The organism is uncultured Lactobacillus sp. (assembly GCF_945290125.1).
Taxonomy (GTDB): domain Bacteria; phylum Bacillota; class Bacilli; order Lactobacillales; family Lactobacillaceae; genus Lactobacillus; species Lactobacillus rizhaonensis.
In genome coordinates, this window is record NZ_CALYQV010000009.1 from 23,413 (window position 1) to 47,607 (window position 24,195).

26 protein-coding genes and 1 pseudogene are annotated in these 24,195 nt (G+C 36.0%); 23 read left to right on the forward strand and 4 right to left on the reverse strand.

Annotated features, from left to right (window positions below; translation table 11 throughout):
- Positions 1 to 14 precede the first annotated feature (14 nt).
- The 10 genes and pseudogenes from Q0K80_RS02730 (at position 15) to Q0K80_RS02775 (ending at position 6,455) form a co-directional block, all read left to right on the forward strand.
- Complete coding sequence (locus Q0K80_RS02730; RefSeq protein ID WP_294602781.1) at positions 15 to 803, forward strand: PTS sugar transporter subunit IIC; 789 nt, start codon at positions 15 to 17, stop codon at positions 801 to 803.
- Entirely contained in the window at positions 787 to 1,614 is an 828-nt protein-coding gene (locus tag Q0K80_RS02735; protein WP_294602784.1) for a PTS system mannose/fructose/sorbose family transporter subunit IID, read from the forward strand. The genes Q0K80_RS02730 and Q0K80_RS02735 overlap by 17 nt, the downstream gene beginning before the upstream one ends.
- Before the next feature lie 37 nt (positions 1,615 to 1,651).
- Positions 1,652 to 2,314 carry a deoxyribose-phosphate aldolase gene (deoC, locus tag Q0K80_RS02740; protein ID WP_294602787.1) on the forward strand — a complete coding sequence of 221 codons (663 nt, stop codon included), beginning with the start codon at positions 1,652 to 1,654 and terminating at the stop codon, positions 2,312 to 2,314.
- On the forward strand, positions 2,307 to 3,302 hold the full coding sequence (locus Q0K80_RS02745; RefSeq protein ID WP_294602791.1) for an SIS domain-containing protein: 996 nt from the start codon (positions 2,307 to 2,309) through the stop codon (positions 3,300 to 3,302). The genes deoC and Q0K80_RS02745 overlap by 8 nt, the downstream gene beginning before the upstream one ends.
- Positions 3,303 to 3,319: 17 nt before the next feature.
- Positions 3,320 to 3,733 (forward strand): PTS sugar transporter subunit IIA, encoded by a 414-nt coding sequence (locus Q0K80_RS02750; RefSeq protein ID WP_294602794.1) that lies wholly within the window; start codon positions 3,320 to 3,322, stop codon positions 3,731 to 3,733.
- Positions 3,734 to 3,835: 102 nt separating this feature from the next.
- Positions 3,836 to 4,054, forward strand: coding sequence for a hypothetical protein (locus Q0K80_RS02755; protein ID WP_294602797.1), 219 nt, complete (start codon positions 3,836 to 3,838; stop codon positions 4,052 to 4,054).
- A 101-nt stretch (positions 4,055 to 4,155) separates the two neighbouring features.
- Positions 4,156 to 4,383: a hypothetical protein gene (locus Q0K80_RS02760; protein WP_046324494.1), complete on the forward strand. Its 228-nt coding sequence runs from the start codon at positions 4,156 to 4,158 to the stop codon at positions 4,381 to 4,383.
- Between the two features lie 242 nt (positions 4,384 to 4,625).
- On the forward strand, positions 4,626 to 4,961 hold the full coding sequence (locus Q0K80_RS02765) for a PTS sugar transporter subunit IIB (RefSeq protein WP_046324495.1): 336 nt from the start codon (positions 4,626 to 4,628) through the stop codon (positions 4,959 to 4,961).
- Between the two features lie 10 nt (positions 4,962 to 4,971).
- Positions 4,972 to 5,343, forward strand: coding sequence for a PTS lactose/cellobiose transporter subunit IIA (locus tag Q0K80_RS02770; RefSeq protein ID WP_294602807.1), 372 nt, complete (start codon positions 4,972 to 4,974; stop codon positions 5,341 to 5,343).
- Between the two features lie 168 nt (positions 5,344 to 5,511).
- Positions 5,512 to 6,455: pseudogene (locus tag Q0K80_RS02775) on the forward strand (aldo/keto reductase).
- A 93-nt stretch (positions 6,456 to 6,548) separates the two neighbouring features.
- Here the strand turns inward: Q0K80_RS02775 and Q0K80_RS02780 are convergent.
- The gene (locus Q0K80_RS02780; protein ID WP_294602810.1) at positions 6,549 to 7,994 is read right to left on the reverse strand and encodes a 6-phospho-beta-glucosidase; all 1,446 of its coding nucleotides are present in this window, start codon (positions 7,992 to 7,994) and stop codon (positions 6,549 to 6,551) included.
- Between the two features lie 148 nt (positions 7,995 to 8,142).
- On the opposite strand from Q0K80_RS02780, the gene Q0K80_RS02785 reads away from it, so the two are divergent.
- From Q0K80_RS02785 to Q0K80_RS02810, 6 genes are all read left to right on the forward strand, one after another.
- Positions 8,143 to 8,646, forward strand: coding sequence for a PTS cellobiose transporter subunit IIA (locus Q0K80_RS02785; RefSeq protein ID WP_294602813.1), 504 nt, complete (start codon positions 8,143 to 8,145; stop codon positions 8,644 to 8,646).
- A gap of 89 nt (positions 8,647 to 8,735) precedes the next feature.
- Entirely contained in the window at positions 8,736 to 10,100 is a 1,365-nt protein-coding gene (celB, locus tag Q0K80_RS02790; RefSeq protein WP_294602815.1) for a PTS cellobiose transporter subunit IIC, read from the forward strand.
- 100 nt (positions 10,101 to 10,200) lie between these two features.
- Complete coding sequence (locus Q0K80_RS02795; RefSeq protein ID WP_294602817.1) at positions 10,201 to 10,671, forward strand: DNA starvation/stationary phase protection protein; 471 nt, start codon at positions 10,201 to 10,203, stop codon at positions 10,669 to 10,671.
- Between the two features lie 117 nt (positions 10,672 to 10,788).
- Complete coding sequence (gene rpiA / locus Q0K80_RS02800; RefSeq protein WP_294602819.1) at positions 10,789 to 11,478, forward strand: ribose-5-phosphate isomerase RpiA; 690 nt, start codon at positions 10,789 to 10,791, stop codon at positions 11,476 to 11,478.
- A 107-nt stretch (positions 11,479 to 11,585) separates the two neighbouring features.
- On the forward strand, positions 11,586 to 12,509 hold the full coding sequence (locus Q0K80_RS02805; protein WP_294602821.1) for a nucleoside hydrolase: 924 nt from the start codon (positions 11,586 to 11,588) through the stop codon (positions 12,507 to 12,509).
- A gap of 8 nt (positions 12,510 to 12,517) precedes the next feature.
- Positions 12,518 to 13,243, forward strand: a complete 726-nt coding sequence (locus Q0K80_RS02810; RefSeq protein ID WP_294602823.1) for a GntR family transcriptional regulator — start codon at positions 12,518 to 12,520, stop codon at positions 13,241 to 13,243.
- 53 nt (positions 13,244 to 13,296) lie between these two features.
- Here Q0K80_RS02810 and Q0K80_RS02815 read toward each other — a convergent pair whose 3' ends face one another.
- Together Q0K80_RS02815 and Q0K80_RS02820 are read right to left on the reverse strand one after the other, a co-directional pair.
- Entirely contained in the window at positions 13,297 to 13,668 is a 372-nt protein-coding gene (locus Q0K80_RS02815) for a bacteriocin immunity protein (RefSeq protein ID WP_294602828.1), read from the reverse strand.
- A gap of 4 nt (positions 13,669 to 13,672) precedes the next feature.
- Positions 13,673 to 14,437 carry a DeoR/GlpR family DNA-binding transcription regulator gene (locus Q0K80_RS02820; RefSeq protein WP_294602831.1) on the reverse strand — a complete coding sequence of 255 codons (765 nt, stop codon included), beginning with the start codon at positions 14,435 to 14,437 and terminating at the stop codon, positions 13,673 to 13,675.
- 283 nt (positions 14,438 to 14,720) lie between these two features.
- Between Q0K80_RS02820 and Q0K80_RS02825 the strand changes: the two genes are divergently transcribed.
- Positions 14,721 to 17,123: a phosphoketolase family protein gene (locus Q0K80_RS02825; RefSeq protein WP_294602833.1), complete on the forward strand. Its 2,403-nt coding sequence runs from the start codon at positions 14,721 to 14,723 to the stop codon at positions 17,121 to 17,123.
- A 240-nt stretch (positions 17,124 to 17,363) separates the two neighbouring features.
- A complete protein-coding gene (locus tag Q0K80_RS02830) occupies positions 17,364 to 20,033 on the forward strand; it encodes a calcium-translocating P-type ATPase, PMCA-type (RefSeq protein WP_294602836.1) in 2,670 nt (889 codons plus the stop codon).
- 59 nt (positions 20,034 to 20,092) lie between these two features.
- Here the strand turns inward: Q0K80_RS02830 and Q0K80_RS02835 are convergent, their stop codons facing one another.
- A complete protein-coding gene (locus Q0K80_RS02835) occupies positions 20,093 to 20,542 on the reverse strand; it encodes a GAF domain-containing protein (RefSeq protein WP_294602839.1) in 450 nt (149 codons plus the stop codon).
- A gap of 332 nt (positions 20,543 to 20,874) precedes the next feature.
- On the opposite strand from Q0K80_RS02835, the gene Q0K80_RS02840 reads away from it, so the two are divergent.
- From Q0K80_RS02840 to Q0K80_RS02860, 5 genes are all read left to right on the forward strand, one after another.
- The gene (locus Q0K80_RS02840; RefSeq protein WP_294602842.1) at positions 20,875 to 21,612 is read left to right on the forward strand and encodes an amino acid ABC transporter ATP-binding protein; all 738 of its coding nucleotides are present in this window, start codon (positions 20,875 to 20,877) and stop codon (positions 21,610 to 21,612) included.
- An 11-nt stretch (positions 21,613 to 21,623) separates the two neighbouring features.
- Positions 21,624 to 22,439 (forward strand): glutamate ABC transporter substrate-binding protein, encoded by an 816-nt coding sequence (locus Q0K80_RS02845; protein WP_294602845.1) that lies wholly within the window; start codon positions 21,624 to 21,626, stop codon positions 22,437 to 22,439.
- The gene (locus tag Q0K80_RS02850) at positions 22,436 to 23,074 is read left to right on the forward strand and encodes an amino acid ABC transporter permease (protein WP_294602847.1); all 639 of its coding nucleotides are present in this window, start codon (positions 22,436 to 22,438) and stop codon (positions 23,072 to 23,074) included. The genes Q0K80_RS02845 and Q0K80_RS02850 overlap by 4 nt, the downstream gene beginning before the upstream one ends.
- A 16-nt stretch (positions 23,075 to 23,090) precedes the next feature.
- Positions 23,091 to 23,744 carry an amino acid ABC transporter permease gene (locus Q0K80_RS02855; RefSeq protein ID WP_294602849.1) on the forward strand — a complete coding sequence of 218 codons (654 nt, stop codon included), beginning with the start codon at positions 23,091 to 23,093 and terminating at the stop codon, positions 23,742 to 23,744.
- 150 nt (positions 23,745 to 23,894) lie between these two features.
- Positions 23,895 to 24,195: ClbS/DfsB family four-helix bundle protein (locus Q0K80_RS02860; protein ID WP_294602851.1), on the forward strand; the 301-nt coding region annotated here is incomplete at its 3' end.

Sequence of the window (24,195 nt, forward strand, 5' to 3'; positions counted from 1 at the left end):
AGATAGGAGAAAAAATGAGTAATTTAGGTACTGCATTACTGATTGGACTAGTAGGTTTTATTGGTCCCTTAGATTTTGCAATCGGTTCTAACATGTTAAATAGACCAATTATTTTAGGTCCTTTGGTAGGTCTGGTATTAGGAAATTTAACTCAAGGTATTATTATTGGAGCATCACTAGAACTAGTATTTATGGGAGCTATTTCAGTTGGCGCATATTTACCCCCGGATGTAATTGTAGGTGGAGTTTTAGGTACAGCTTTTGCAATTACTTTGGGAAAGGGCGTTGGTGCAGCAATCGCCATTGCCATGCCTATTGCAATGCTTTCACTGGCTATAGGGAATTTAACAAGTGTAATTTTTCCAGCAATTGCCCATATTGGTGATAGATATGCAAAAGAAGGCAAACCTGGTGGTATAACAGCTTCTATGTGGGGGATTGGCTTGATTGAATGTACCCGTCGTGGAATTTTGTGCTTTTTAGGCTATTATGCTGGAAGTGCAGGAATGAAGGCACTATTAAACGTCATTCCACAAAACATTATTGACGGTTTACAAGTAGCAGCAAATATGTTGCCCGCTATCGGTTTTGCTATCTTATTGGAAATGATTATTAATAAAACCATATTGCCATATTTCTTTTTAGGATTTTTGCTCTCGGCATATCTGAAAGTACCTGTATTAGGTGTTGCTTTATTCGGGCTAATTATTGTTATTGTTAAATTTCATTCAGATAAAAAACAGACTGTTTTAACCACATCTACTTCAACAAAAGAGGATACCAATTATGACGACGATTTCTAAAGAAAATAAGATAACCAATAAAGATTTAAGACAGATAATGTGGCGTTCCTTACCAATGGAATTTGGTTGGAACTATGAGAGACAAATGCACTTGGCATTTGCTTATATGATGGCCCCTTTAATGAAGAAGCTTTATCATAAAAATCAAAAAGAATACACTGAATCACTTGAAAGGCAGATGGAATTTTTTAATTGTACTCCACAATTAGTTCCTTTTATTGGCGGTGTAGTAGCTTCAATGGAAGAAAAGAATTCTGAAGATAAAGATTTTGATGTTTCCACTATTAGTGCTATTAAAACTGCATTGATGGGTCCATTGTCAGGAATAGGAGACTCACTGTTTCTAGGCACCTTGAGAGTTCTAGCAGTTGGTGTAGCTGCATCTCTTTCAATGAAAGGCAGTATTCTCGGACCAATTTTATTTTTGCTAATATACAACATTCCTGCATACCTTGTTAGGTATTTTGGAGTCAAGGCTGGATACAGTATGGGAACCAGCTATCTTGATAAAATTCAAAAATCGGGCTTGATGGATAAGTTTAAGGAGGCTGCTGGTATTCTCGGAGTTATGGTCATAGGAGCAATGACTCAAAATATGGTAGTTGTTAAAGTCGTAGCAAAATTTGGTACGGGTAAAACAGCAACTTCTTTACAAAGTGTTTTAGACAGCATATTACCAGGCGTACTTTCGCTATTAGTCCTGTATATATTTTATGTCCTGAACAAAAAGAAAATTAATGTCTTGTGGCAACTATTAGGTGCTACCATCATTGGGGTTTTGCTTACTGTTTGGGGAGTATTAGGTGTTTAAGTTAAATTGAAAAATATTGAGAAATTGAGGTATAAAAATGATTAATAAAAAGATTGACTATATTGACGATCCAAATGATACTTTTGAACAATACTTGGAGAAAGCAAAGAAATATAATTTTAGAGCAATATTTGCCAAACCGGAAAATGAATATGATATCGCTAAAGTGTCGTTAAAAGATACTGACATCATTATTGCTGGTGCGATAGATTTTCCTGAAGGCAGGATGGAACTTGATGAGAAAATGAAGCGGTTTGAAGATTATGCTGCCAAAAATTATGAAGAAGTAGATTACCCATTAAACCAAAAAAACGTTGAAAATAAAGATTTTGACGCTATAGAAAAGGAAATGTCGACAATTTCCCAATTTTGTAAGCAACACAATATTTGCGACAAAGTAATCGTTGAGATGTGTAAATTAGATGGTGATAATGCCGCCAAGGAAAAAATTTGTGAAATTGCAAATCGGGTTAAACCGGCCTTTTTAAAGACTTCAACAGGAAGAAGCTTTGGCGGAGCTAAGATTGAAGACGTAAAACTTATGAAAAGAGTTCTAGATCCTGCAATAAAAATAAAAGCTGCGGGCGGCATACATACTTATGATGAAGCAATGGGGTTTTTAAATGCTGGTGCATCAATAATGGGTGCAAGTGCAGGAATTAAAATTGTTGAGCAAGAAAGAGATTTAAAGAATGCGTAAATTTAACAAGCAAAAATTAGTTGACAGTATGACTGGAGCTCTTAATTTAAGAACCCAAATTAACAATGTTATTGATCCATTATTTAAAAAAGGAATAGATAATATATGCTGGCTGGGAATTGGAGGCACTTATGCTTCTGGAATGCAGGCTAATATTCACATGAAAGAAAAAAGTGCTCTAGAAACCTTTTATCAAAATGCGGCTGAATATGTTGTTACAGGTAATAAAAGAATTACCACAAAAACTTTGGTAATCATTTCTTCCGTTACGGGCAACACTAAAGAGATGGTTGATGCAGTAAAAAAGTTGAATAAAACTGGTGCTACAATTCTGGGCTTTATGGATAATCCTAAGGCTAACTTAGCTTCAATGTTAACATATTGTATTTCTTATCCTGAAAACGAACAGCTAAAATTTTTCATGGTAGGAGACCGTTTAATGTATTTAAATGGTGAATTCTCTGATTATGACGAACTTTATCAGGAAATGGATGCTCATTTTGCTCAAGACATTGCAGACATTGAGGAAAATGCAGATAAATTTGCTGATAAATTTGCTGAAAAACACCATGATGATGAAATTCATTATTTTGTCGGAGCAGGTAATCAATGGGGCGCCACTTATTCATATGCTATGTGTTACTGGGAAGAACAGCACTGGATTAGAACTAGAGCTGTTGAAGCAGCAGAATTTTTCCACGGTATGTTTGAAGTGGTTGATCGTGACACTCCTGTTACAGTTTATGTTGGCGAAGACAGTCAAAGGCAATTAAGTGTACGTGTTGCAAAATTTTTGCCAGAAATCTGTGGCAACTATACCATTATAGATTCTAAAGACTATGATTTACCCGGATTTTCAGAAAAATATCGTGGCACCTTGTCACCATTTGTTTTCCATGCAATTAATAATAGAATTGATGTTCATATAGAGCACATTAACCGTCATCCAATGGATATTCGGCGTTACTACCGCTGCTTAGATTATTAATTAGATAGAGCTAACTAATGGTTGGAGTAATTATTTGTACGCATGGCAGTTCTGCCCCAGAAATATTAAAATCAGCAGAAATGATTTGTGGTAAACAGGAAAACTGCCTAACTGTAAATTTTGAAAACGGGGAATCTTTAGATCAGCTAAAAAAAGAGTTGAGTCAGAAAATTGATCGGTTGAGAGGGATAATTATTTGCCTAACAGATTTAAAAGGGGGCACACCGTTTAATACTTTAGTGGGCTTACTAAAGAAATATCCAGGAATAGAAATTATTACTGGTGTGAATACTCCAATGCTGCTTGAATTGTTTATCAATCGTGATCAATTAGAAAAGGAACAATTACTTTCCGCAATAATTGAGGCCGGTAAAAGTGGTGTTTATCGCTATCAAAGTATCGAATCACCTATCCAAGATGATGAATTCTAAAATAATGAAGTATAGCAATTTTGCTATACTTTTTTTATTAAAGGGTTTATAATTAGGCAAAACAAAAGTGAAAGGGCTTTAAAATTAAAGAAGGCGATAGTAATGAGTAACTTTTTCAACGGCATAATATTCCAGAAAATTATGGGTGTCGTTTTGCTTTTGCTAGCTGGTTTTGAACTAATATCTAATTATAAATATACTAGAAGTATTCTACGAAATGGGACTAGTAATGGTTTTTCAATTTTGGCAATTGCTTTTGCTTTCTTTTTTGGGCTTGTTTTATTTTGTGGTGGAATTATTTGCTTGTTCTATCATTTTTAAATTTTGAATAGAAAAAAATTATAAGTTATTATCCACTTTAATTTAAAAACGTGGTAAAATTATTGTATAGTATAGTTACTAGTTTAAAAGAGGGTGTTAAAATGGCAAGCTTTTTAACAAGTGCAGCATTTTTAATGATTATCGCTGCGATTATGATGGCTTTAGGGTCTTATCAAGTAGTTAATAGTGTCGTTTATATCCACGGAATTTTACATAAGGGTACTAATAATGGCTTTATGCCTTTGGCAATGTGGACTTCTTTAGTTATTGGTTTATCATTGTTAATTGTTGGTATTGCTGCAATTGTTTTAGCTTTTAAAGGCTTTTAAGTAAGGCTATAACAGTTATCATTGTGAAATTAAATAGATACAATTGAACTATATTATGTAATATACGTAGTCGCTAAAATCTTACCGGCCACGTATATTTTATTTTCAGGCAAAAAGTAAGCCTTCATTAAATTTTCTGAAAATAGTAGAAAAATTAATAGACTTATTAGTAAGCGCTATTTTAAAAGTGCTATAATAGAAGAAATAAATATTAGGATACATTTTAGGAGGAAATTATTATTATGGCAGAACAAACTATTATGCTTAATTGCAGTGCCGGAATGAGTACATCTTTATTGGTTACCAAAATGCAGCAGGCTGCAAAGGATCAAGGTATTGATGCAAATATTTTTGCATGCCCTGCTTCAGAAGCTTCTCAACATATTGAGCAAGATCATCCAGACTGCATTTTACTTGGGCCACAAATTCGGTACATGGAAGATGACTTTAAGAATAAGGTAAAAGGTCAAGGAAAAGATGGTAACGATATTCCTCTTGGAGTTATTGATATGCGTTCATACGGTATGATGGACGGTAAGAAAGTATTGCAACAAGCTGAAGACTTGATTAACGGATAAGGGGATAACCATGGCAGAAAAACAAACACCTGAACAGAAAGAACAAGAAACTTTAGAAGCAGCTATGGGCCTTATTGCCAATGGTGGTAATGCTAAAAGTCTTGCATTTGAAGCTATCAGACTTGCTAAAAAAGGCGACATTGCAGGTGCTAGAGCTAAGCTGGAAGAATCCGATAAATCTCTTAACGAAGCACATAATTCTCAAACTGGAATGCTCACCAAAGAAGCTCAAGGAGACCATACAAAAGTTACTCTGCTTGTTGTTCATTCACAAGATCATTTGATGAATGCTATTACATTTAGAGATTTAGCTGGGGAAATGGTTGATCTTTATGAAAAGCTTTTTAATGCGAATGTATTAAAGAAAGAAGCAGACAAATAGACTTAATGAACAAAAGCAAATTGATTAATTTGTAAACGATACTGTTTTTGTAAAACGAGGCGTGGTTAGTTAATCGTGATGAATTTTTGCCCTTGTCTTAATTAGGTGAGTTTTATAATTATACTTTCTTACATTGAGTATTTTAGATCCATTATTTGGAAGTGAAATATGAAACAAGTAAAAATAGGTAAAAGTGATGTTTATACCAGTAAATTAGGTTTAGGGACGAATAAAGTCGGAGGACATAATCTGTTTAATAATTTAAACGAAAAAGATGGATATGACCTCCTGCGAGAAGCACTAAATCTAGGAATTAATTTCTTAGACACAGCCTATGTCTATGGTCTTGGTAGATCAGAAGAAATTATTGGTGATGTTTTGCAAGATTATGATCGTTCGAAAGTTATAATTGCCACTAAAGCTGCCCAAGATAAGTCGCAGGATATGGCCATTAATAACAGTGCTGAGTTTATTAAAAAAGCAGTTGACGAAGCATTATCACGACTGAAGACCGATTACATTGATATTTTTTATTTGCATTTTCCGGATAAAGAAACGCCTAAAGATGAAGCAGTCGAAACTCTGTCCGATTTAGGAAAAAAGCAGGAAAAATAAGAGCAATTGGTGTTTCTAATTTTTCATTGGATCAAATTAAAGAAGCTAATAAAAACGGTAAAGTTGATATTGTTGAAGATCAATTCAGTTTGGTTCACCAATCTCCAGTTAAAGAAGAATTAAAGTATTTACAGGAAAATAATATTTCCTTTGTGCCATTTTTCCCACTGGCTTCAGGACTGTTAACAGGTAAATACGCTCTAGCTGACTGGGACAAGTTTAAAAATAGTGATGGTGGACAGCTACTAGGTAATTTGGACAAGAAACAATATGATAAAGCAATTACGGGAATTGATGGGATTAGAAAGATCGCTGAAGATCATCAAGCAACTGTTACGCAAATTGTATTGGCTTGGTACATGGCAAATCCTGCAATAAATGTTGTGATTCCTGGAGCTCGTAATGCTGCCCAAGTTAGAAGTAACGCTGCAGCACTGAAGGTTGAATTGTCTCCAAGTGAATTTGAGCAAATTGATCACTTATTCAGTAGCTTTTGATAGTAAAAGTACATAGTCTAATTTTTAAAGTCTAAAAAAATACACGATTTCCAATAAATTGGCATCGTGTATTTTTTATGTTTTACTATTAGTTTAATCCAAATCTAGACCGTTTGAATTAATGACTTTTTTATACCAGTCGAATGAATCTTTACGTGAACGTTTCAAAGTGCCTTCTCCGGCATCGTTCTTATCAACATAGATAAAGCCGTATCGTTTGTCCATTTGACCAGTTCCAGCAGATACAAGATCGATTGGTCCCCATGGCAGATAACCCATTAAGTCCACGCCATCAATTGCAACTGCTTTTTCCATTTCAGAAATATGCTTTCTCAAATAATCAACTCTGTAATCATCATGAATGGAGCCATCTGCTTCAACTTTATCATAAGCTCCTAAGCCATTTTCAACGATAAACAAAGGTTTGTGATAACGATCAGTTAAGTGATTTAGAGCGATTCTTAATCCAGCTGGATCAATTTCCCAACCCCAGTCACTTCTTTCTAAAGTTGGGTTTTGGGTTATTGCCTTAGATAAGTCGTTTAATTCGTCCGGTTTAACGTTTTTAGCTGAAACAGTAGTTGTTTGGTAATAACTGAAAGCTACATAATCAACAGTTCCTTCCTTCAAAACAATTCTGTCTTCATCAGTAATGTCAGGACGATAACCATTTCGTTTAATATATGCTTCAACTTCTTTAGGATATTTACCAAAGACATGAACATCAGAGAACCAGTCACGACGCTGTTCAAACTTATCAGCTAACAACACATCGTCTGAAGAAGGAGTTAGTGGTCTAACAGGGGAGTAATTAATCATGCAACCAATTTGAAAATCAGGATTAATTTTATGTCCAACTTTAACAGCTAAAGCAGAAGCTACTAACTCATAGTGGGCTGCTTGATACATTGCGGCTTCTTTTTCCTTGTCAGTCATGCCATTAAAAATTATTCCTGAATTTGTTGCCATTAAAAAGTCTTCGTTATAAGCAGACTGATTATCAATTTCATTGAAGGTCATCCAGTACTTTACTTTATTCTTGTAGCGCTTAAAGCAAACTGTTGCAAAGCGCACAAAGAAATCAATTAATTTGCGATTGGTGAAACCATGATATTTTTTCACTAAATTAAATGGAATTTCAAAGTGAGATAAAGTAATTACTGGTTCAATACCATAGTGGTGGCAGGTATCAAACAAATCATCATAAAATTTTAAACCTGCTTCGTTAGGTTTTTCGTCATCGCCGTTAGGAAAAATCCTGGTCCAGGCAATTGAAGTTCTAAAGGCTTTAAAGCCCATTTCGGCCATTAATTTTATATCTTCTTTATAGTGGTGATAAAAGTCAATAGCACTGTGGTTAGGGTAGTTCTTGCCGGGAATAATCCCATCAGTAATTTCGCGCGGTTTAGTGGCAGAGCCAACAGTCATGACATCGGCAACTGACATCCCCTTGCCATCTTCATTCCAGGCGCCTTCTAATTGATGAGCAGCAACAGCACCGCCCCATAAGAATCCCTCTGGCATTTTTGCTGAATACATTTTTATCTCCTTTTTAATATTTTTGTGATAGCGTTAACAGCTATATTTTATACAATTGCTACCTAATCTTCAAGTAACATTAACACTAGCTTTATTGCAAAAAAAAAGGCTATAATTGTTAATATAATATCGTAAAGGACTGGAAAATATGACAAGCAAATCTTCTAATCAAAGTGATGTTGAGCGTAAAAAGCATGAAGATAGTATCAAATATCTTTATTTTAGCCGTTATTTAATGGTTCGTTATAGCATAGTCATCTTTCTCTTTGCCAATCTGTTTTGGTTGTTAATTTTAGTTGAATACCAGAAATTACCGGGAATAATTTTAGCTGGTTTAATGACTATTTTGTCCGGAATTGCTGCCATCGAACAGCTGACTAAAATGCATAATCGCAAGAGCGATGTGCCGATTACCAGAATTTATTTATGGATTCAAATTATTGTTAATTTATTGCTGGCTTGCAGTTTATTTATACCTTTCAAAAAACAAATTCTACCCTTTATCACTGATCAAAATTCAGTCTACTTTATGGTTGCGTTTCTTTTAGCGGGTATTTTGCTGGCTTATTTTTGTGAGCGCAGAATACATAATATTAATATTGGAAAAGATAAATATTTGAATGCTATTAAGGCAGTAGAAAAAAATAAATAGTTGCATTTTTTATGATTACGCTTACAATAATTATTATAGTCAATTAATTATGGTTGATTAATAATAATTATTTAGAGGGAGTATTTTTTATGGCTGGAACAAATAAAAAACCAATAAAAGATCGAATTGCTGAGGTGGCAGGTAAGTTTGCTGCAACGCGGTTCGTCAGGGCTATTATGGACGCCGGTTATAGTGTGATTTCATTTTCCATTATTGGATCCATTTTCTTGATTTTGACAGTGTTGCCGAAAGCTATACCTGTTCCCGGATTTGCTGCTTGGTATGCGGGGACAATAGGACGTTTTACTAACCTGTTTCAGTCCGTTTACAACGCCACGATGGGTATTATTGCGCTGGTTTTCTCAGGTACTTTTGCTTATTCCTATACCAAGATTTATCGTGATGAAGAACACTTAAGTTTAATTCCTATTGATGGCTTAATGATGTTTTTAATGGGTTTCTTCATTACTGTTGCTGAATTAGTATGGAAAAACGGTAGAGTTGAATTTATAACTTTATTTACTAAAGATAAAATGATTGCTGGAGGTTACCAAGCTTCTCCATTAGCTGGTATTTACCGTATCGGTGCTGTCGGTATTTTTATCGGTCTGGTTGTAGCTTGGATAACGGTACAAATATACCGCTTTACTATTAAACATAACTGGCAAATAAAAATGCCGGATTCAGTACCATCAGGTGTTGCAAACTCCTTTAGTGCAATGATTCCAGGCTTTTGCGTTGCTGTAGTTATGTCAGCGATAAATATGGCTTTAGTTATGGCTGGGACTGACTTATTCAACGTTCTGTTTATTCCATTCTCATTTATTAGTGATATTGCTGATACTTGGTGGGGCTTTTTAATCATTCTTTTCCTTATTCACTTCTTATGGTGGTTTGGAATTCATGGTGCAACGATTATCAGCTCCTTCTATTCACCAATTGTTTTAGCTAATATGCAAGCTAATGTTAATCAAGGTGCTCACCACGTTTTTGCGGGTGAAATCTTAAATGCCTTTGTTACAATTGGTGGTTCTGGTGCTACCTTGGGTGTCGCTATTTGGCTGGTATTACGGGCACGTTCGACACAGTTAAAAGAATTAGGTAAAGTTGAAATTGTGCCAGCTGTTTTCAATATCAACGAACCAATTCTTTTCGGTCTGCCAATTGTGTATAATATTGATTTGTTTATACCATTTATTTGTGCACCTATGGCTTCAGGTCTGGTAGCTTATTTAGCAATTGCCGCAAAGATTGTTCCGGTCATCATAGTACAACAGCCTTGGCCAACACCTGTTGGTTTAGGTGGTTATCTTGCTACTACAAGTTGGCAAGGAGGAATTTTGGCGATAATATGTGCTATAGTAGCGTTTCTAATCTGGTACCCGTTCATTAAGCATTATGATAATGTTACTCTCAAGAATGAAAGGAATAACGCAACTCCTGATGCTGCTTAATACTAAATTAAAAAAATACTAAACAATATTTTAGTATTAAGAGCGCTTACTCGTTATAATAAAAGTGTAGTCGTATTATCTGAATGTGGAGGAATTTTTTATGAAATATCCAAAAACCAAAGAAGTTTTAAACCAATTAGTTGCTGATCTGACACAACTGCATATGGTTGTTCATCAACACCATTGGTATATGCGTGGTAATCGCTTTTTGAAATTACACCCATACCTTGATAAAGTAATGGATGAATTAGCTGATCAATTGGATCAGGTTTCAGAGCGTCTAATTACCCTCGATGGTTCTCCAGTTTCTACACTAAGCGAAATAGCAGCTAAAACTAAGATTCCCGATGAAAAAGGTAATTGGAATGAAACTATTGACGAGCGTTATGCAAAAATTATTGCTGATTACCATTACCTTGATCAACTATATGAAGAAGGAATCAAAGTCAGTGATGAAGAGGGAGATTACTCAACAAATGATATGCTGACTGGCTTCCACTCAGATGTTGAAAAACGTATTTGGATGATGTCTGGTGAAATTAACAAGGCTCCTGAAATTGATCCTGAATAATAAATAAAATTCAAAAAGCAGTCCATGACTGCTTTTTTTATGTCCTGTTATTCTGCTATTTTTGCTATAATGAATTTGAACTACTGGTTAATAATTTGATTTTAGAAAGCACGGATCATGGATAAAGAAGAACAGGATAGGTTAAAAAAACTAGCTGCTGTAAAAGCTGCTGAATTAGTTAAGCCGAAAATGAAATTGGGAGTCGGAACCGGCTCTACAGTCGCTTTTTTAATTGCTGAATTAGGCAGAAGAAAAAAAGAAGGGCTTAATCTAGCAGCAGTGGTGACAACTTCGAGTAGAAGTAAAAAACAGCTGGAAAGTTATGGCTTCCATGTTGCTGAATTGGCAACTGTGGACCAACTTGACGTAACTATTGATGGTGCAGACAGAATAGCCGCTAATTTTGATGGCATCAAAGGTGGTGGCGGAGCCTTAACTATGGAAAAAAATGTTGCGGTTAATTCACGCCAAGTAGTTTGGATTGTGGATGAATCTAAAATGGTTGACCACCTTAGCGGCTTTCCATTACCAGTTGAAGTTTTGCCAATTTCGTGTGTGCAAAACTTCAAACTTTTTCAGGCTGAAGGACTGAATCCTCAATGGCGGATGTCTGGAAATAAGCGTTTTGTCACTCATTATGGTAATTATATTATTGACTTAAACATTGATCCTATTCCGGTTCCTAGCGGCTTAGCTGATTATCTGGATCATACTGTAGGTGTTGTTGAGCATGGCCTATTCTTAGGAATGTGCAATGAAGTTATTATTGCTCATGCTGATGGCAATATTGAAGACCGCAAAAAATAAATTTACGAGTTAGCCTAAGATTTTGTTTTTGGCTAACTTTTTTTTAAGAGCAACTGGAAGCTAAATTTGGTATCATAGTGCTATAACGATTTTAAAAGAGGATTCTTATGATAAAAAAACCTTTGATAATTAGTACCGATCCCGGAATTGATGATGTAGTAGCATTGACAACAGCCTTGTTTGCTCCTGAACTTGATGTAAAGCTGATTGCTGCGACTTGGGGCAATGTTCCGCTTAAAAACACTTTGACTAATACCTTGAAATTGGAAACTTTTTTGCAAACTAAAGTGCCAGTAGTGAGTGGAGCACAAAGACCTTTATTACGAGACCAAATTGATGCTTCTGATGTTCACGGCAAAAGTGGACTGGCTGGTTTTGATTTTCCTGAACCTGATTATAGCTTATTAAAAGCAGGTTTAGCTGCAGGAGCAATACATGAGGTAGTAGCTAATAGTAGCGAGAAGGTAACTTTAATGCAGATCGGCCCAGCAACTGATTTTGCCCTTTATTTTAGACAGTTCCCGGAAGATTTACCTAAAATAGAACAATTGGTAATTATGGGCGGTGCAATCGGCCGTGGAAACTGGGGTCCATATGCGGAATATAATGTTGCGGGTGACCCTGAAGCAGCACAAATTGTTTTTTCAAGTGGCATAAAAATTTTATTGGCACCACTGGAATTAGGTCATCAAGCCTATGTTACTCCGGAGGTCTTAACGCAAATTAAGAAAATAGGCAGAACTGGGAATATGCTTTATCATATTATGGACAAGTTGCAAGATCACACTAAAACTAATGGTCGAGAAGTTTATGATGCGCTGGCATCTGGAATGCTGGTAAAACCGGAAATGTATACTTTTAAACGGGCTTATGTTGTGGTAGATACTAAGAGTCCTAGTGCTTATGGCGCATCAATGATTGATTTTGATAACTTTTTTGGTCAGCCAGCAAATGTTCAAGTTGGTGTGAAAATTGACCGTAAACAATTTTCCGAATGGCTAATTGCAGCCATCAAAGAAGTAAGTAATTGAGGTAGATAATGGCAGATTTCGTTTATCGTACTGTGATGCGCGATATCAAACAAAATATTTTGGATAACAAATATGAAGGAATGCGTCTTCCAGATGAGCGTAGTCTAGCTGAACATTACCAGGTAAGTCGCTCATCAATGAAAAGGGCAATGGAGCTGCTGTCTCAACAAGGCATTGTTTTTAAAAAAAGGGGTAGTGGCACATTTATTAATCCTTTATACTTAAAAAATCAGTCATTGTTTCGATATGAAGGATCAAATTTAGGGTTGACAGATAGCCTTAAAGTCCCAGGAAAAAAGCAGGGTATTAAGCTGCTTTCTTTTAATGTGATTAAAACACCCGCTGGAATAGCTCAGGACTTGTTTCTTAAAGAAAATGACTTTGTTTATGAATTTAAAAGACTTCGTTTTTTGGATGAACAGCCCTTTTTAATAGAAACAGGCTATGTACCTATTAAAATAGTTCCTGAACTCAAACCTGAGTACTTAAAAAAGTCACTTTTTAATTACTTAGAGGATTCACAAAATAAGGTAGTAACTAAAGCCTTTCTTAATATTACTGTTGAACCATCTGATAGGGATGATCAGGCAAGGCTTAATTTGAAGTCTACTGAACCAGTTGGAGTAATGGAAGGTATTTTCTTTTTAGATGATGGTACTCCATTTGAAGTTTCAACCATGCGCATTCATTATCAATACATGCGCTTTAATACTTTTGTTAATTTGAATAAATAAAAAGGCAGGCAAAAGCCTGCTTTTTTTGGATACATTTTATATAAAAGAAAAAATCAAACATTGCTAAATTGTTGCATATCCGTGAGCCGACCAGTATAAACAAAATTTAAGTTAATCTTTTTTGTTTTGTCACTTAAATCTTGTAGAAGTTTTTGCTGCATAGTTGTTAAATGCAAATGCTGCAGCACAACTCTAGCTTGAATATACATAACTAATTTTCCAGTATATTCTAAAGGATGGTCTTGGATGTCAAATTTGCGTATTACCATTCCAATGGCGTCACGAATTTGCTTATATTTATTGATATTCAATTCATTATATATATTAGAGTAAAAACTCTGATAAAACTGATCTAAATCCTGATATACTTCTTCGATTAGTTGTTGCTGCTTTTTTAAAAACAAACTACCAAAAAAGTTACGCATAACCTCACTTCCTTAAAACCGATATGATTTGGGTCTTCGGTGAAAAATTTTTCTCAAATTTTTCTGGCAAAGGCAAATCTGTGATTAAAACGTCAATTTCACTAAGTGGAATTGACATGTAAGGAGAAGAATTTTCACTATCAAACTTATATTTTTCTGCAACCACAACAACTTGCTTTGCTCTGGAACATGCGGTTTTAATTAACTCCGAATCGCTCATTTTTGCTGAATAAATACCGTCATCTTTGACGTTGGAGGTGCCAATGAAGGCAGTGTTAAAACTTATTCTATGTAAAAGATCAAGTGAAGATACAGAATAATTAAACCTATGCTCTTTATCAATTTTCCCTCCCAGCAGTCTTACACTTGGTAATTTTGTTTGCATCAAAGCTAGTGAGTTGTCAATTGAATTAGTGACTATTTGCAAATCTGTACCACAAATTAATTCACACAATTTTTTAAGAGTAGTTGAGGGACCAATAAAATCGCACTGGTTAGGATGTACAAAACGTCTAGCCATCTGAGCCATTTTAATTTTGATAGGTGAATCAATTTGGTTTCTGGTAAGAAAATTGGGCACCTCATTTTCATCAATGGCAATTAATCCGCCATGAACTCTGATTGCTTGTCCAGTTGAGGTTAATCGAACCACGTCTCGTCGAGCAGTGTCAAAAGAAATATTGAAATAGCGTGCTAAGCTGCGGGTTCGTAAATGTTTTTCATTTTTAAGCATTTGCTTGATTTTTAACAGACGGTCTTCCTGTGTCATCATACTTCTCCTTTAAATAAATTAACACTACAGTAAATAATATTTAACTACTTTTTCAGCGTTTAGCTATAAAAATAAGTACTTATCAGTATTTGAGCATAAATATGCTGATCTGTAAATAAAAAGTAGAGGAACAATAGTGTTTTTACTGTACTGATTTTAAGCAAACGCGTTTTTACAAAATTGGGACGAACCAATTTTTAAAATGGTTGAACTTTATTTGAAACTTGCTATAATATGTTTATAAAATGAAATTAAGCTAGACAACTAAGGGAGAATTAAAATGACAGTTGATTATGATTCAAAAGAATTCCTTAAAAGCGTTGACGCTCATTGGCGGGCTGCAAATTATTTATCAGTCGGTCAGCTTTTCTTAATGAGCAATCCATTATTAAAACATGATTTAAAAGCAAGTGAGGTAAAACCTAAGCCAATTGGTCACTGGGGTACTATTTCGCCGCAAAACTTTATTTATGCTCATTTAAATAGAGTTATTAAAAAATATGGTTTAAATATGTTCTATATTGAAGGCTCGGGTCACGGTGGTCAGGTTATGGTTTCAAACTCATATCTTGATGGTTCATATAGTGAACTTTATCCTGAAATTCAACAAGACGAAAAGGGCATGGCCAAGCTATTTAAACGCTTTAGTTTTCCGGGTGGCTCCGCTTCGCACGCTGCACCTGAAACTCCAGGATCAATGCATGAAGGTGGAGAATTAGGTTATTCACTTTCTCATGGTACTGGTGCAATTTTAGACAATCCTGATGTGATTGCCGCTGTGGAAATCGGTGATGGTGAAGCTGAAACTGGACCGCTTGCTGCCAGCTGGTTCAGTGATAAATTTATTAACCCTATAAAAGATGGAGCTGTATTGCCAATCTTGCAAATTAATGGTTTTAAGATTTCCAATCCAACTATCGTTTCCAGGATGTCAGACGAAGAACTGACCAAGTACTTTGAAGGTATGGGCTGGCATCCTTATATCATTTCCGCATATAATGGCGGTGAATTTGACGGTTATAAAGACCATATGCAAGTTCACAAAGAAATGGCCAAATTAATGGATACTGTCATTGAAGAAATTAAGGCTATTCAAAAGAATGCACGTGAAAACAATGATTTAACCTTACCTCACTGGCCAATGATTATTTTCCGCGTGCCTAAGGGTTGGACTGGTCCAAAGAAAGACCTTGACGGTAATCCAATTGAAAATTCATTTAGAGCACACCAAATTCCAATTCCAGTTGCTCAAGATGATATGGAGCATAAAGATATGCTCGTTGACTGGCTTAAGAGCTATAAACCAGAAGAACTATTTGATGAAAATGGTACACCAACTGCATTGGTAACAGCGGATAATGTTGCTGGTGATAGTCGAATGGCTATGAATCCAATCACTAATGCTGGTGGTGAAAAAACTAAGCGCCTTAGCTTGCCTGATTATCGTAAGTATGCTTTGAAATTTGATCAACCAGGTTCTATTGAAGCTGAGGACATGACCGAATGGGCTAAGTACTTAAATGAAATCGCTGAACTTAATCCAAATACTTTCCGTGGCTTCGGACCAGATGAAACTAAGTCAAATCGCTTGTTTAAGTTCATTGATGAACAAAAACGGCAATGGGAAAGCTCTGTTCATACTCCTAATGATGAAAACTTGGCACCAAGTGGGCGTTTAATTGATTCTCAATTATCAGAACACCAGGATGAGGGCTGGCTTGAAGGTTATGTTTTATCAGGTCGTCATGGCTTCTTTGCTACCTACGAATCATTTGGTCGTGTTGTAGATTCAATGCTGACCCAGCATATGAAATGGTTAAGAAAAGCTAAGGAACAGTATTGGCGCAAAGATTACCCATCACTTAACTTTATTGCAACTTCAACTGTGTTCCAACAAGACCATAATGGTTATACCCACCAAGACCCAGGTATATTGACTCACATGTATGAAAAGAATCGTCCTGATTTAGTTCATGAGTATCTGCCTGCTGATACTAACTCATTGTTGGCAATTTCCCAAAAAGCTTTCACTGATCGTGAATGTATTAATATTTTGGTAACTTCTAAGCAGGAAAGACCACAATGGTTCTCAATTGATGAAGCAACTCGTATTGCAAATCACGGCTTATCTTACATTGATTGGGCTTCAACTGACCATAACTCAAAACCTGATGTTGTGTTTGCTTCAACTGAAACTGAACCAACAATGGAATCTCTTGCCGCAATCGATATTTTGCACAAGAATTTTCCTGACCTGAAAATTCGTTACATCAATGTTATTGATGTTATGAAGCTAATGAACACCAAGGATAATCCAGAAGCAATTTCAGATGAAGAATTTGAGCAATTGTTCCCAAGCGATGTGCCAGTGATTTTTGCATGGCACGGTTACAAAGCTATGATGCAATCTATCTGGTTTGGTCGTAAACGCAGCAACGTTCACATTCACTGCTACGAAGAAGAAGGCGACATTACTACTCCATTTGATATGCGGGTAGTTAACGAACTTGATCGCTTCCACCTAGCTAAAGATGCCATTTTAAGTGTTCCTCGTTATGCTGAAAAGAGTGCAGGCTTTGTAGCAGAGATGGACAGATTGCTTGCTAAGCATCACCAATACATTCGTGATAATGGCAAAGATATGCCTGAAGTTACAGAATGGCAATGGACAGGTCTTAACTAACAGAATATGAGCGAAGGCAGTTTCTAAGTAATAGAAACTGTTTTTGTTTTAGCTAATTTTAATAGTCTTATTCTTGTTAAAAATAAAAAATTTATTTATAATAAGTATCATCATGAGGGAGTAACAGCAATTACTTGCGATAAGCCCAACACCCGAAGGAATACTTCTGGACTTATCTTAAATAGTGAGACTTGTGTGTGTTAAACATAGGGGTCTCTTTTTTGTTAGTAGGAGGTAACAATGCCCCAGAAATTTTATAACCAAGAAATTGAAAATGTAGCTCAAGAGTTGTCAACATCAACTAGTCAGGGTTTAAAGACCAGTCAGATTAGTGCCTTGCGTGCAAAATATGGCACTAATAGTTTGGCAAGTAAAAAGAAAATTAGTATTTGGCAACGTTTTTTGGCTCAATTCAAAGATTTCATGATCATTGTTTTGATAGTTGCAGCGCTACTTTCAGGCTTTGTCGCACAAGAATGGACAGATGCTGCAATAATTATGATTGTGGTTATTTTGAACGCGGTCCTAGGTGTTTTCCAAGAAACACGTTCGGAAGAAGCAATTAACGCATTAAAGAAAATGGCTACTCCCAATGCTCATGTTCGTCGAGATGGTCAGATTGTTGAAATTCCCAGTCCAGAATTATTGCCAGGTGATGTTGTTTTACTTGAAGCAGGTGATGTAGTTCCAGCGGATTTGCGTTTAACTGTTACTAAGAGCCTTAAAATTGAAGAATCTGCTTTAACCGGTGAATCAGTTCCAGTTGACAAAAATGTTGAGCCTATTAATGATGAAAAGGTAGCACTCGCAGATCAGGATAATATGGCTTTTGCCAATACCAATGTGACCTATGGCCGCGGTGAAGGTATAGTTACTGAAACGGGAATGAACACTGAAGTCGGTAAAATTGCCACAATGCTTAATAACACCGATGAAACTGATACCCCATTAAAGCGCAATCTTAACCAGTTAGGTAAAACGCTAACGATCATGATTCTGCTAATTTGTGCTGTGGTATTCGTTGTAGGCTTTTTTACCAAAAAAGGAACGGAGCCAACAGATAAATTGGCAATCGATATGTTCTTGGTTGCCGTGTCACTTGCAGTTGCAGCTATTCCAGAAGGATTGCCGGCTATTGTTACTATTATTTTGGCATTAGGCACGCAGGTGATGGCCAAGCATAATTCGATTGTGCGCAAGTTACCCGCTGTTGAAACCTTAGGTGCAACAGACATCATTTGTTCCGATAAAACTGGTACACTAACCCAAAATAAAATGACAGTTGAGCAGATTTATTATGATAATCAAGTACATAAATCTTCCAGCAGCATTAGCCACGATAATCATGCTTTAATGGCGATGGTTTTAGCTAATGATTCTAAACTTGATGAAAATAATCAATTGCTGGGAGATCCTACCGAAACTGCCTTAATTCAATATGCACTTGATCAAAAGATAGATGTGCATAACTTAATTACAAGTCATAAAAGACTGCAGGAAGTGCCGTTTGATTCTGGCCGTAAACTGATGAGTACCGTCATTGAGGACAATGGAAGTTACTTTGTAGCAGTTAAAGGAGCACCGGATCAGCTGCTGAAACGAGTAACTCGGATTGAACTAGACGGCAAAGTTAGTGCAATTAGCGAAAAGCAAAAAGACGAAATTATGCTTGCTAATCAAAATATGGCTAAAAATGCGCTGCGAGTTCTGGGCCTAGCCTATAAGCCGGTTGAGAAGTTATATGATGATCCTTCAACTAATAATGTTGAACAAGATTTAATTTTTGCAGGTTTGGTTGGAATGATCGACCCGGAACGTCCAGAAGCCAAAAAGGCCATAGTTGAAGCCCATAATGCCGGAATTAGAACTGTTATGATTACAGGTGACTTTCAGGTAACTGCACAGGCGATTGCGGAAAGATTAGGGATTTTAAAACCTGGTGAAGATGAACGAGTTGTTACCGGTGCACAACTGGATGAATTTAGTGATGAATACCTGGAAAAACACGTAGCAGATTTTAACGTTTATGCCAGAGTTTCACCCGAACATAAAGTCCGCATTGTCAAAGCATGGCAGGCGCAAGGTAAAATTGTGGCAATGACAGGTGACGGCGTTAATGACGCTCCTAGTTTGAAGCAGGCTGATATTGGGATAGGTATGGGGATTACCGGTACCGAAGTATCAAAAGGGGCCAGTGATATGGTTTTGGCGGATGATAATTTTGCTACGATCGTTGAAGCTGTCAAACAAGGACGTAAAGTCTTTAGCAATATCCAAAAGGCCATCCTTTACTTGATGAGTTGTAATGTTGGTGAGGTTCTAACAGTGTTCATGATGACCATGTTAGGCTGGGATATCTTAGCTCCTGTTCAACTATTGTGGATTAACTTAGTTACGGACACGCTGCCAGCCATTGCTCTCGGCCTTGAACCAGTTGAAAAAGGTATCATGAAACGGACACCACGGGGTAAAAAATCAAACTTCTTTAGCGGTGGAGTCGCGAGCTCGATTGTTTACCAGGGAATTTTAGAAGGTGCTATTGTTTTAACTACTTACCAGTTAGGATTAAATTTTGGCCCTCATATAAATAATGCTAACTTGCAACATGGTGATGCATTAACTATGGCCTTTCTTACCTTAGGCTTAATTCAACTGTTTCATGCTTTCAACTCTAAGTATATTCACCAATCTATTTTTTCAAGAAGAACCTTTGCCAATAAATGGTTTAATTGGGCAATATTAATTTCTGCCGTGGTAATGGCGGCAGTAGAGTTGCCGTTTATGACAAAATTCTTTGATGTCACAGAATTAAATTCCACACAATGGTTGATAGTTTTAGGTGCTGGAATCTGTATGATCGTGATAGTTGAAATTGTAAAAGCATTTCAACGTCTAACGGGCAAAAAATAAAAGTATCTTTAAAATAAAAAGCTCCGCAATCTTAATTTAGATTGCGGAACTTTTTTAGTTTATTTTGAAACAAGATCAGCTATTTTTTGTAAATATTCAGCATCAATTTGATCAAATCTATTGAAACTGTTGCTGTCAAGGTCAAGAACTGCAAGTAAGCTTTTATTTTTGATAAGCGGAACGACAATTTCAGAATTTGTAGCCGCATCACAAGCAATATGACCAGTAAATTCGTGAACATTAGGTACGATTTGAATTTGCTGAGTTTTTGCAGCGACACCGCAGACCCCTTTTCCGATTGGAATATGCATGCAGGCAATGGGTCCCTGAAAAGGTCCTAAAATTAATTCGTTGTCTTTAAAACGATAGAAGCCTGCATAACTAACATCAGGTAAACTATTGTAAAGAAGCGAGCTAATATTACTCATATTGGCAATTAAATCATGCTCATTTTGGAGCAAATTGCTAGCCTGTTTCGAAATTAAGTTATAATCTTTTATCTTATCCATAAGTTTTCTCCTAATGAGATTTTAAGCTAATTTGACCCTTTTTAAAAGTGCCAATCTGTAATTAAAAATACATTTCTCACAGTTATTTTTAATGATAAATTGCATTTTTTGATAAAAAAATATTAGTATTGAACATACAATATAACCATTTTTATTTAATATTTGCTTATATGGCGGGCAGAAATAGACTTTCATTTTAACGTGAATCAAACAGAGCGTTGTCTAAATTTTTATTAAAAAAACTGTATTACTTTTAAAATTCTTAACCGCTATAGTAAAATAGAAACTACAACTTATTATTTCATGCATTGACTATGAAAGGGGCGATGACAATGTCGATGATAGAGTTCCATAACGTGCAAAAATTTTATGGCCATTTTCATGCACTGCACGACATTAATTTAGAGATTGATCAAGGTGAAACGGTGGTTCTGATCGGGCCATCCGGTTCCGGTAAAAGTACGCTTGTACGGACCGTTAACGGACTTGAATCAATCCAGAAGGGTAAGTTGATAGTTAACGGTCACGATCTCTCTGATCCAAAGACTAATCTCAATATCTTACGTAGTGATGTGGGGATGGTTTTCCAGCACTTTAATTTATACAAGAATAAAGATGTACTGGAAAATATTATGCTAGCACCCAGAATAGTAAGTCATATTCCTGAAGAGGAAAATAAAAAACAGGCGTTAGACTTGCTGGATATGGTTGGACTAAGGAAATGGGCACATAATATGCCTTCACAGATTTCTGGTGGTCAAAAACAGCGTGTTGCAATAGCACGAACTCTGGCAATGAAGCCAAAGCTTATTTTATATGATGAACCTACGTCTGCTCTTGATCCGGAAATGATTGATGATGTTTTACAAGTTATAAAAAAGGTTACCAACGAAAGTGGTATGACCTCATTAATTGTTACTCACGAAATGGGCTTTGCCAAAGAGGTTGCCAATAGGGTTATCTTTATGGACCAAGGTCGGATTGTTGAGGATGATGACAGCGAGAGCTTCTTTAAACAGCCAAAGACGGAGCGGGCACAACAATTTTTGAGTAAAATTATTTCTCACTAAGGAGGCCAATTATGAAAAAGAAATTTTGGCTACTTCCTTTATTGGCATGTATTTTAATGTTAACTGGCTGTGGTAAAAGCGTTAATGATCAATCCGTTTTAAAAAATGCTAAGCAATCTAATACGATTGTTTGGGGTGTTAAAGGTGACGTTAAGCTTTTCGGTTTAATCGATGTTCGTGATGGCCAGCAAAAAGGTTTTGACGTTGATATGGCTAAACATATTACGAAGCATATTTTAGGTCCTCAGGGTAAGGCAGAATTTGTCACTACAACCTCTCAATCCAGAATTCCTCTGTTAAAGAATGGTAATGTGGATGCTGTGATTGCTACTATGTCAATTACGCCAGAACGTAAAAAGATTATTTCTTTTTCAAAATCTTACTTTGATGCTGGTCAATCTCTGTTAGTTCCTAAAAACTCTTCAATTAAGAGTACCAAGGATCTAAATGGTAAGACAGTTATCGGTGTTGTGGGTGCCAACTCGGTTGCAAACATTAAAAAAGTAGCTCCTAAAGCAAAAGTGATTGAATTGCAGGATTATGCTCAAGCGATGAATGCACTGAAGTCGCACCAAGGGGATGCTCTAACTACTGATAACGGAATTTTATTTGGGTTGGCAGTGCAAAATCCGGGCTACGAAGTTCGTGGTGGTACCTTTACTGTTGAACCATACGGTGTTGCGGTTAATAAGGGACAAACCTCATTTACCGAAGCTGTAGACAAGGCAGTTCTTGAAATGCAGCATAACGGTGAATATAATCGCTTAATTAAAAAGTGGTTTGGCGATGTTCCAGGATTTAAGTATAAGGAGCTGTATCGCCGATGATTAATATTTTTGCAAAATTCAGCAGCCAACTATTGGTAGGCTTAGGCTGGACAGTATTATCTAGTATAATTGCTCTATTTTTCAGTTTAATAATTGGAACAATATTTGCAATTATGGAAGTTCTTCCAAGTAAAGTAATGCGTGTAATTGGACATGCTTATGTTGAAATTATGCGTAACATTCCTTTGCTTGTCATCACTATGTTTTTCTATCTAGTAATTCCGATGTATGTTGTCAAAATCAATGGCTTTACTGCAGGAACTATTGGCTTAACACTCTATACTTCTGCTTTTATCGCAGAGACGATCCGTTCAGGTATTCAATCGGTCTCTAACGGACAAATGGAGGGAGCCAGATCAACCGGTATGACCTATTGGCAGGCAATGCGCTATATTATTTTGCCTCAGGCATTTAAAATAGTCATTCCGCCTTTAGGAAACCAATTTGTTAACTTGGTTAAAAACTCTTCAGTTTTAGCCTTTGTTGCAGGATTTGATTTGATGTACCAGGCAAACTCAATTGCGTCTACTACTTTCGATACCATTAACAGTTATTTAGTTGTAGGTGTTTTATACTTGATTGTTACTTTGCCAATTAGCTATTACATGCGACACTTAGAAAAGAAATTAGGTTAGAAGGAGGTATTAAAAAATGCAAAATTGGATTAATGCCTTTTCATGGCTTAATGTACGCTTTTTGTTAATGGGCCTCTGGGTAACTATTTATATTTCTGTAATTTCAGTTATCTTAAGTTTCATTTTTGGCTCAATTTTAGGCATAATCAGGTATTCTAAGATTAAGTATGTTTCACAGGTTGTAGGCTTTGTAATTGATATTATTCGTAATATTCCGTTACTTCTAATTATCTTCTTCACTTACTTTGGACTACCTAACTTTGGTTTAAGGCCAGAAACGATTCCAGCGGCTATAATCGCTATGACTGTCTTTGAATCGAGTATGATTGCTGAAATTGTACGTTCGGGTATTCAGTCTGTTTCTGTTGGTCAAATGGAAGGGGCTCGGTCTACAGGAATGTCATTTGTACAAGCACTATGGCATGTTGTTTTGCCACAAGCTTATAAGAATATGGTTCCTGCAATTATTAGTCAGTTTGTTTCCCTTATTAAGGATACATCCCTCGCAACGATTATTGTTGTTCCTGAAATGATGCAACATGCACAAGTTATTTACGGACAAAATGCAAACTATATCTTACCAATGTTTGCTGCACTTGCAGTTTTGTATTTTGTGGTTTGTTTTACATTGTCAATAATTGGTAATGTAATCGGTAAGCATTTGTCTTAAAGGAAGATCGATTTATTATTTAAAGCATTTCACTAATTGTGAGGTGCTTTCTTTAATATTTAAGAAGCTGTTAGAAATAATTATTATTAGATAATCATATATGTTAAAATACTAGCTAAAGATAAAAACTAAATTTAAAAGGGAGAACTTATGCCACGTCCTAAGACCAAACAAGAGTTAGTAGATGCAAGTAATTCATCTTACCAAAAGATAGTTGCTTTGATTTCTGAGTTGCCGGAAGATGCTCGTACAGGTAGTTTCAACTTTGATACTAGTAAATTAAAAGGGGCCCACTGGAAAAGAGATCACAATATTCGTGATGTTCTAATTCATTTATATGAATGGCAGAGATTATTACTGGATTGGGTTAAAAACAATCAGGCCGGTCATGAACAAGAATTTTTACCTGAAGGGTACAATTGGCGCAATTATGGTGAAATGAATCAGCAAT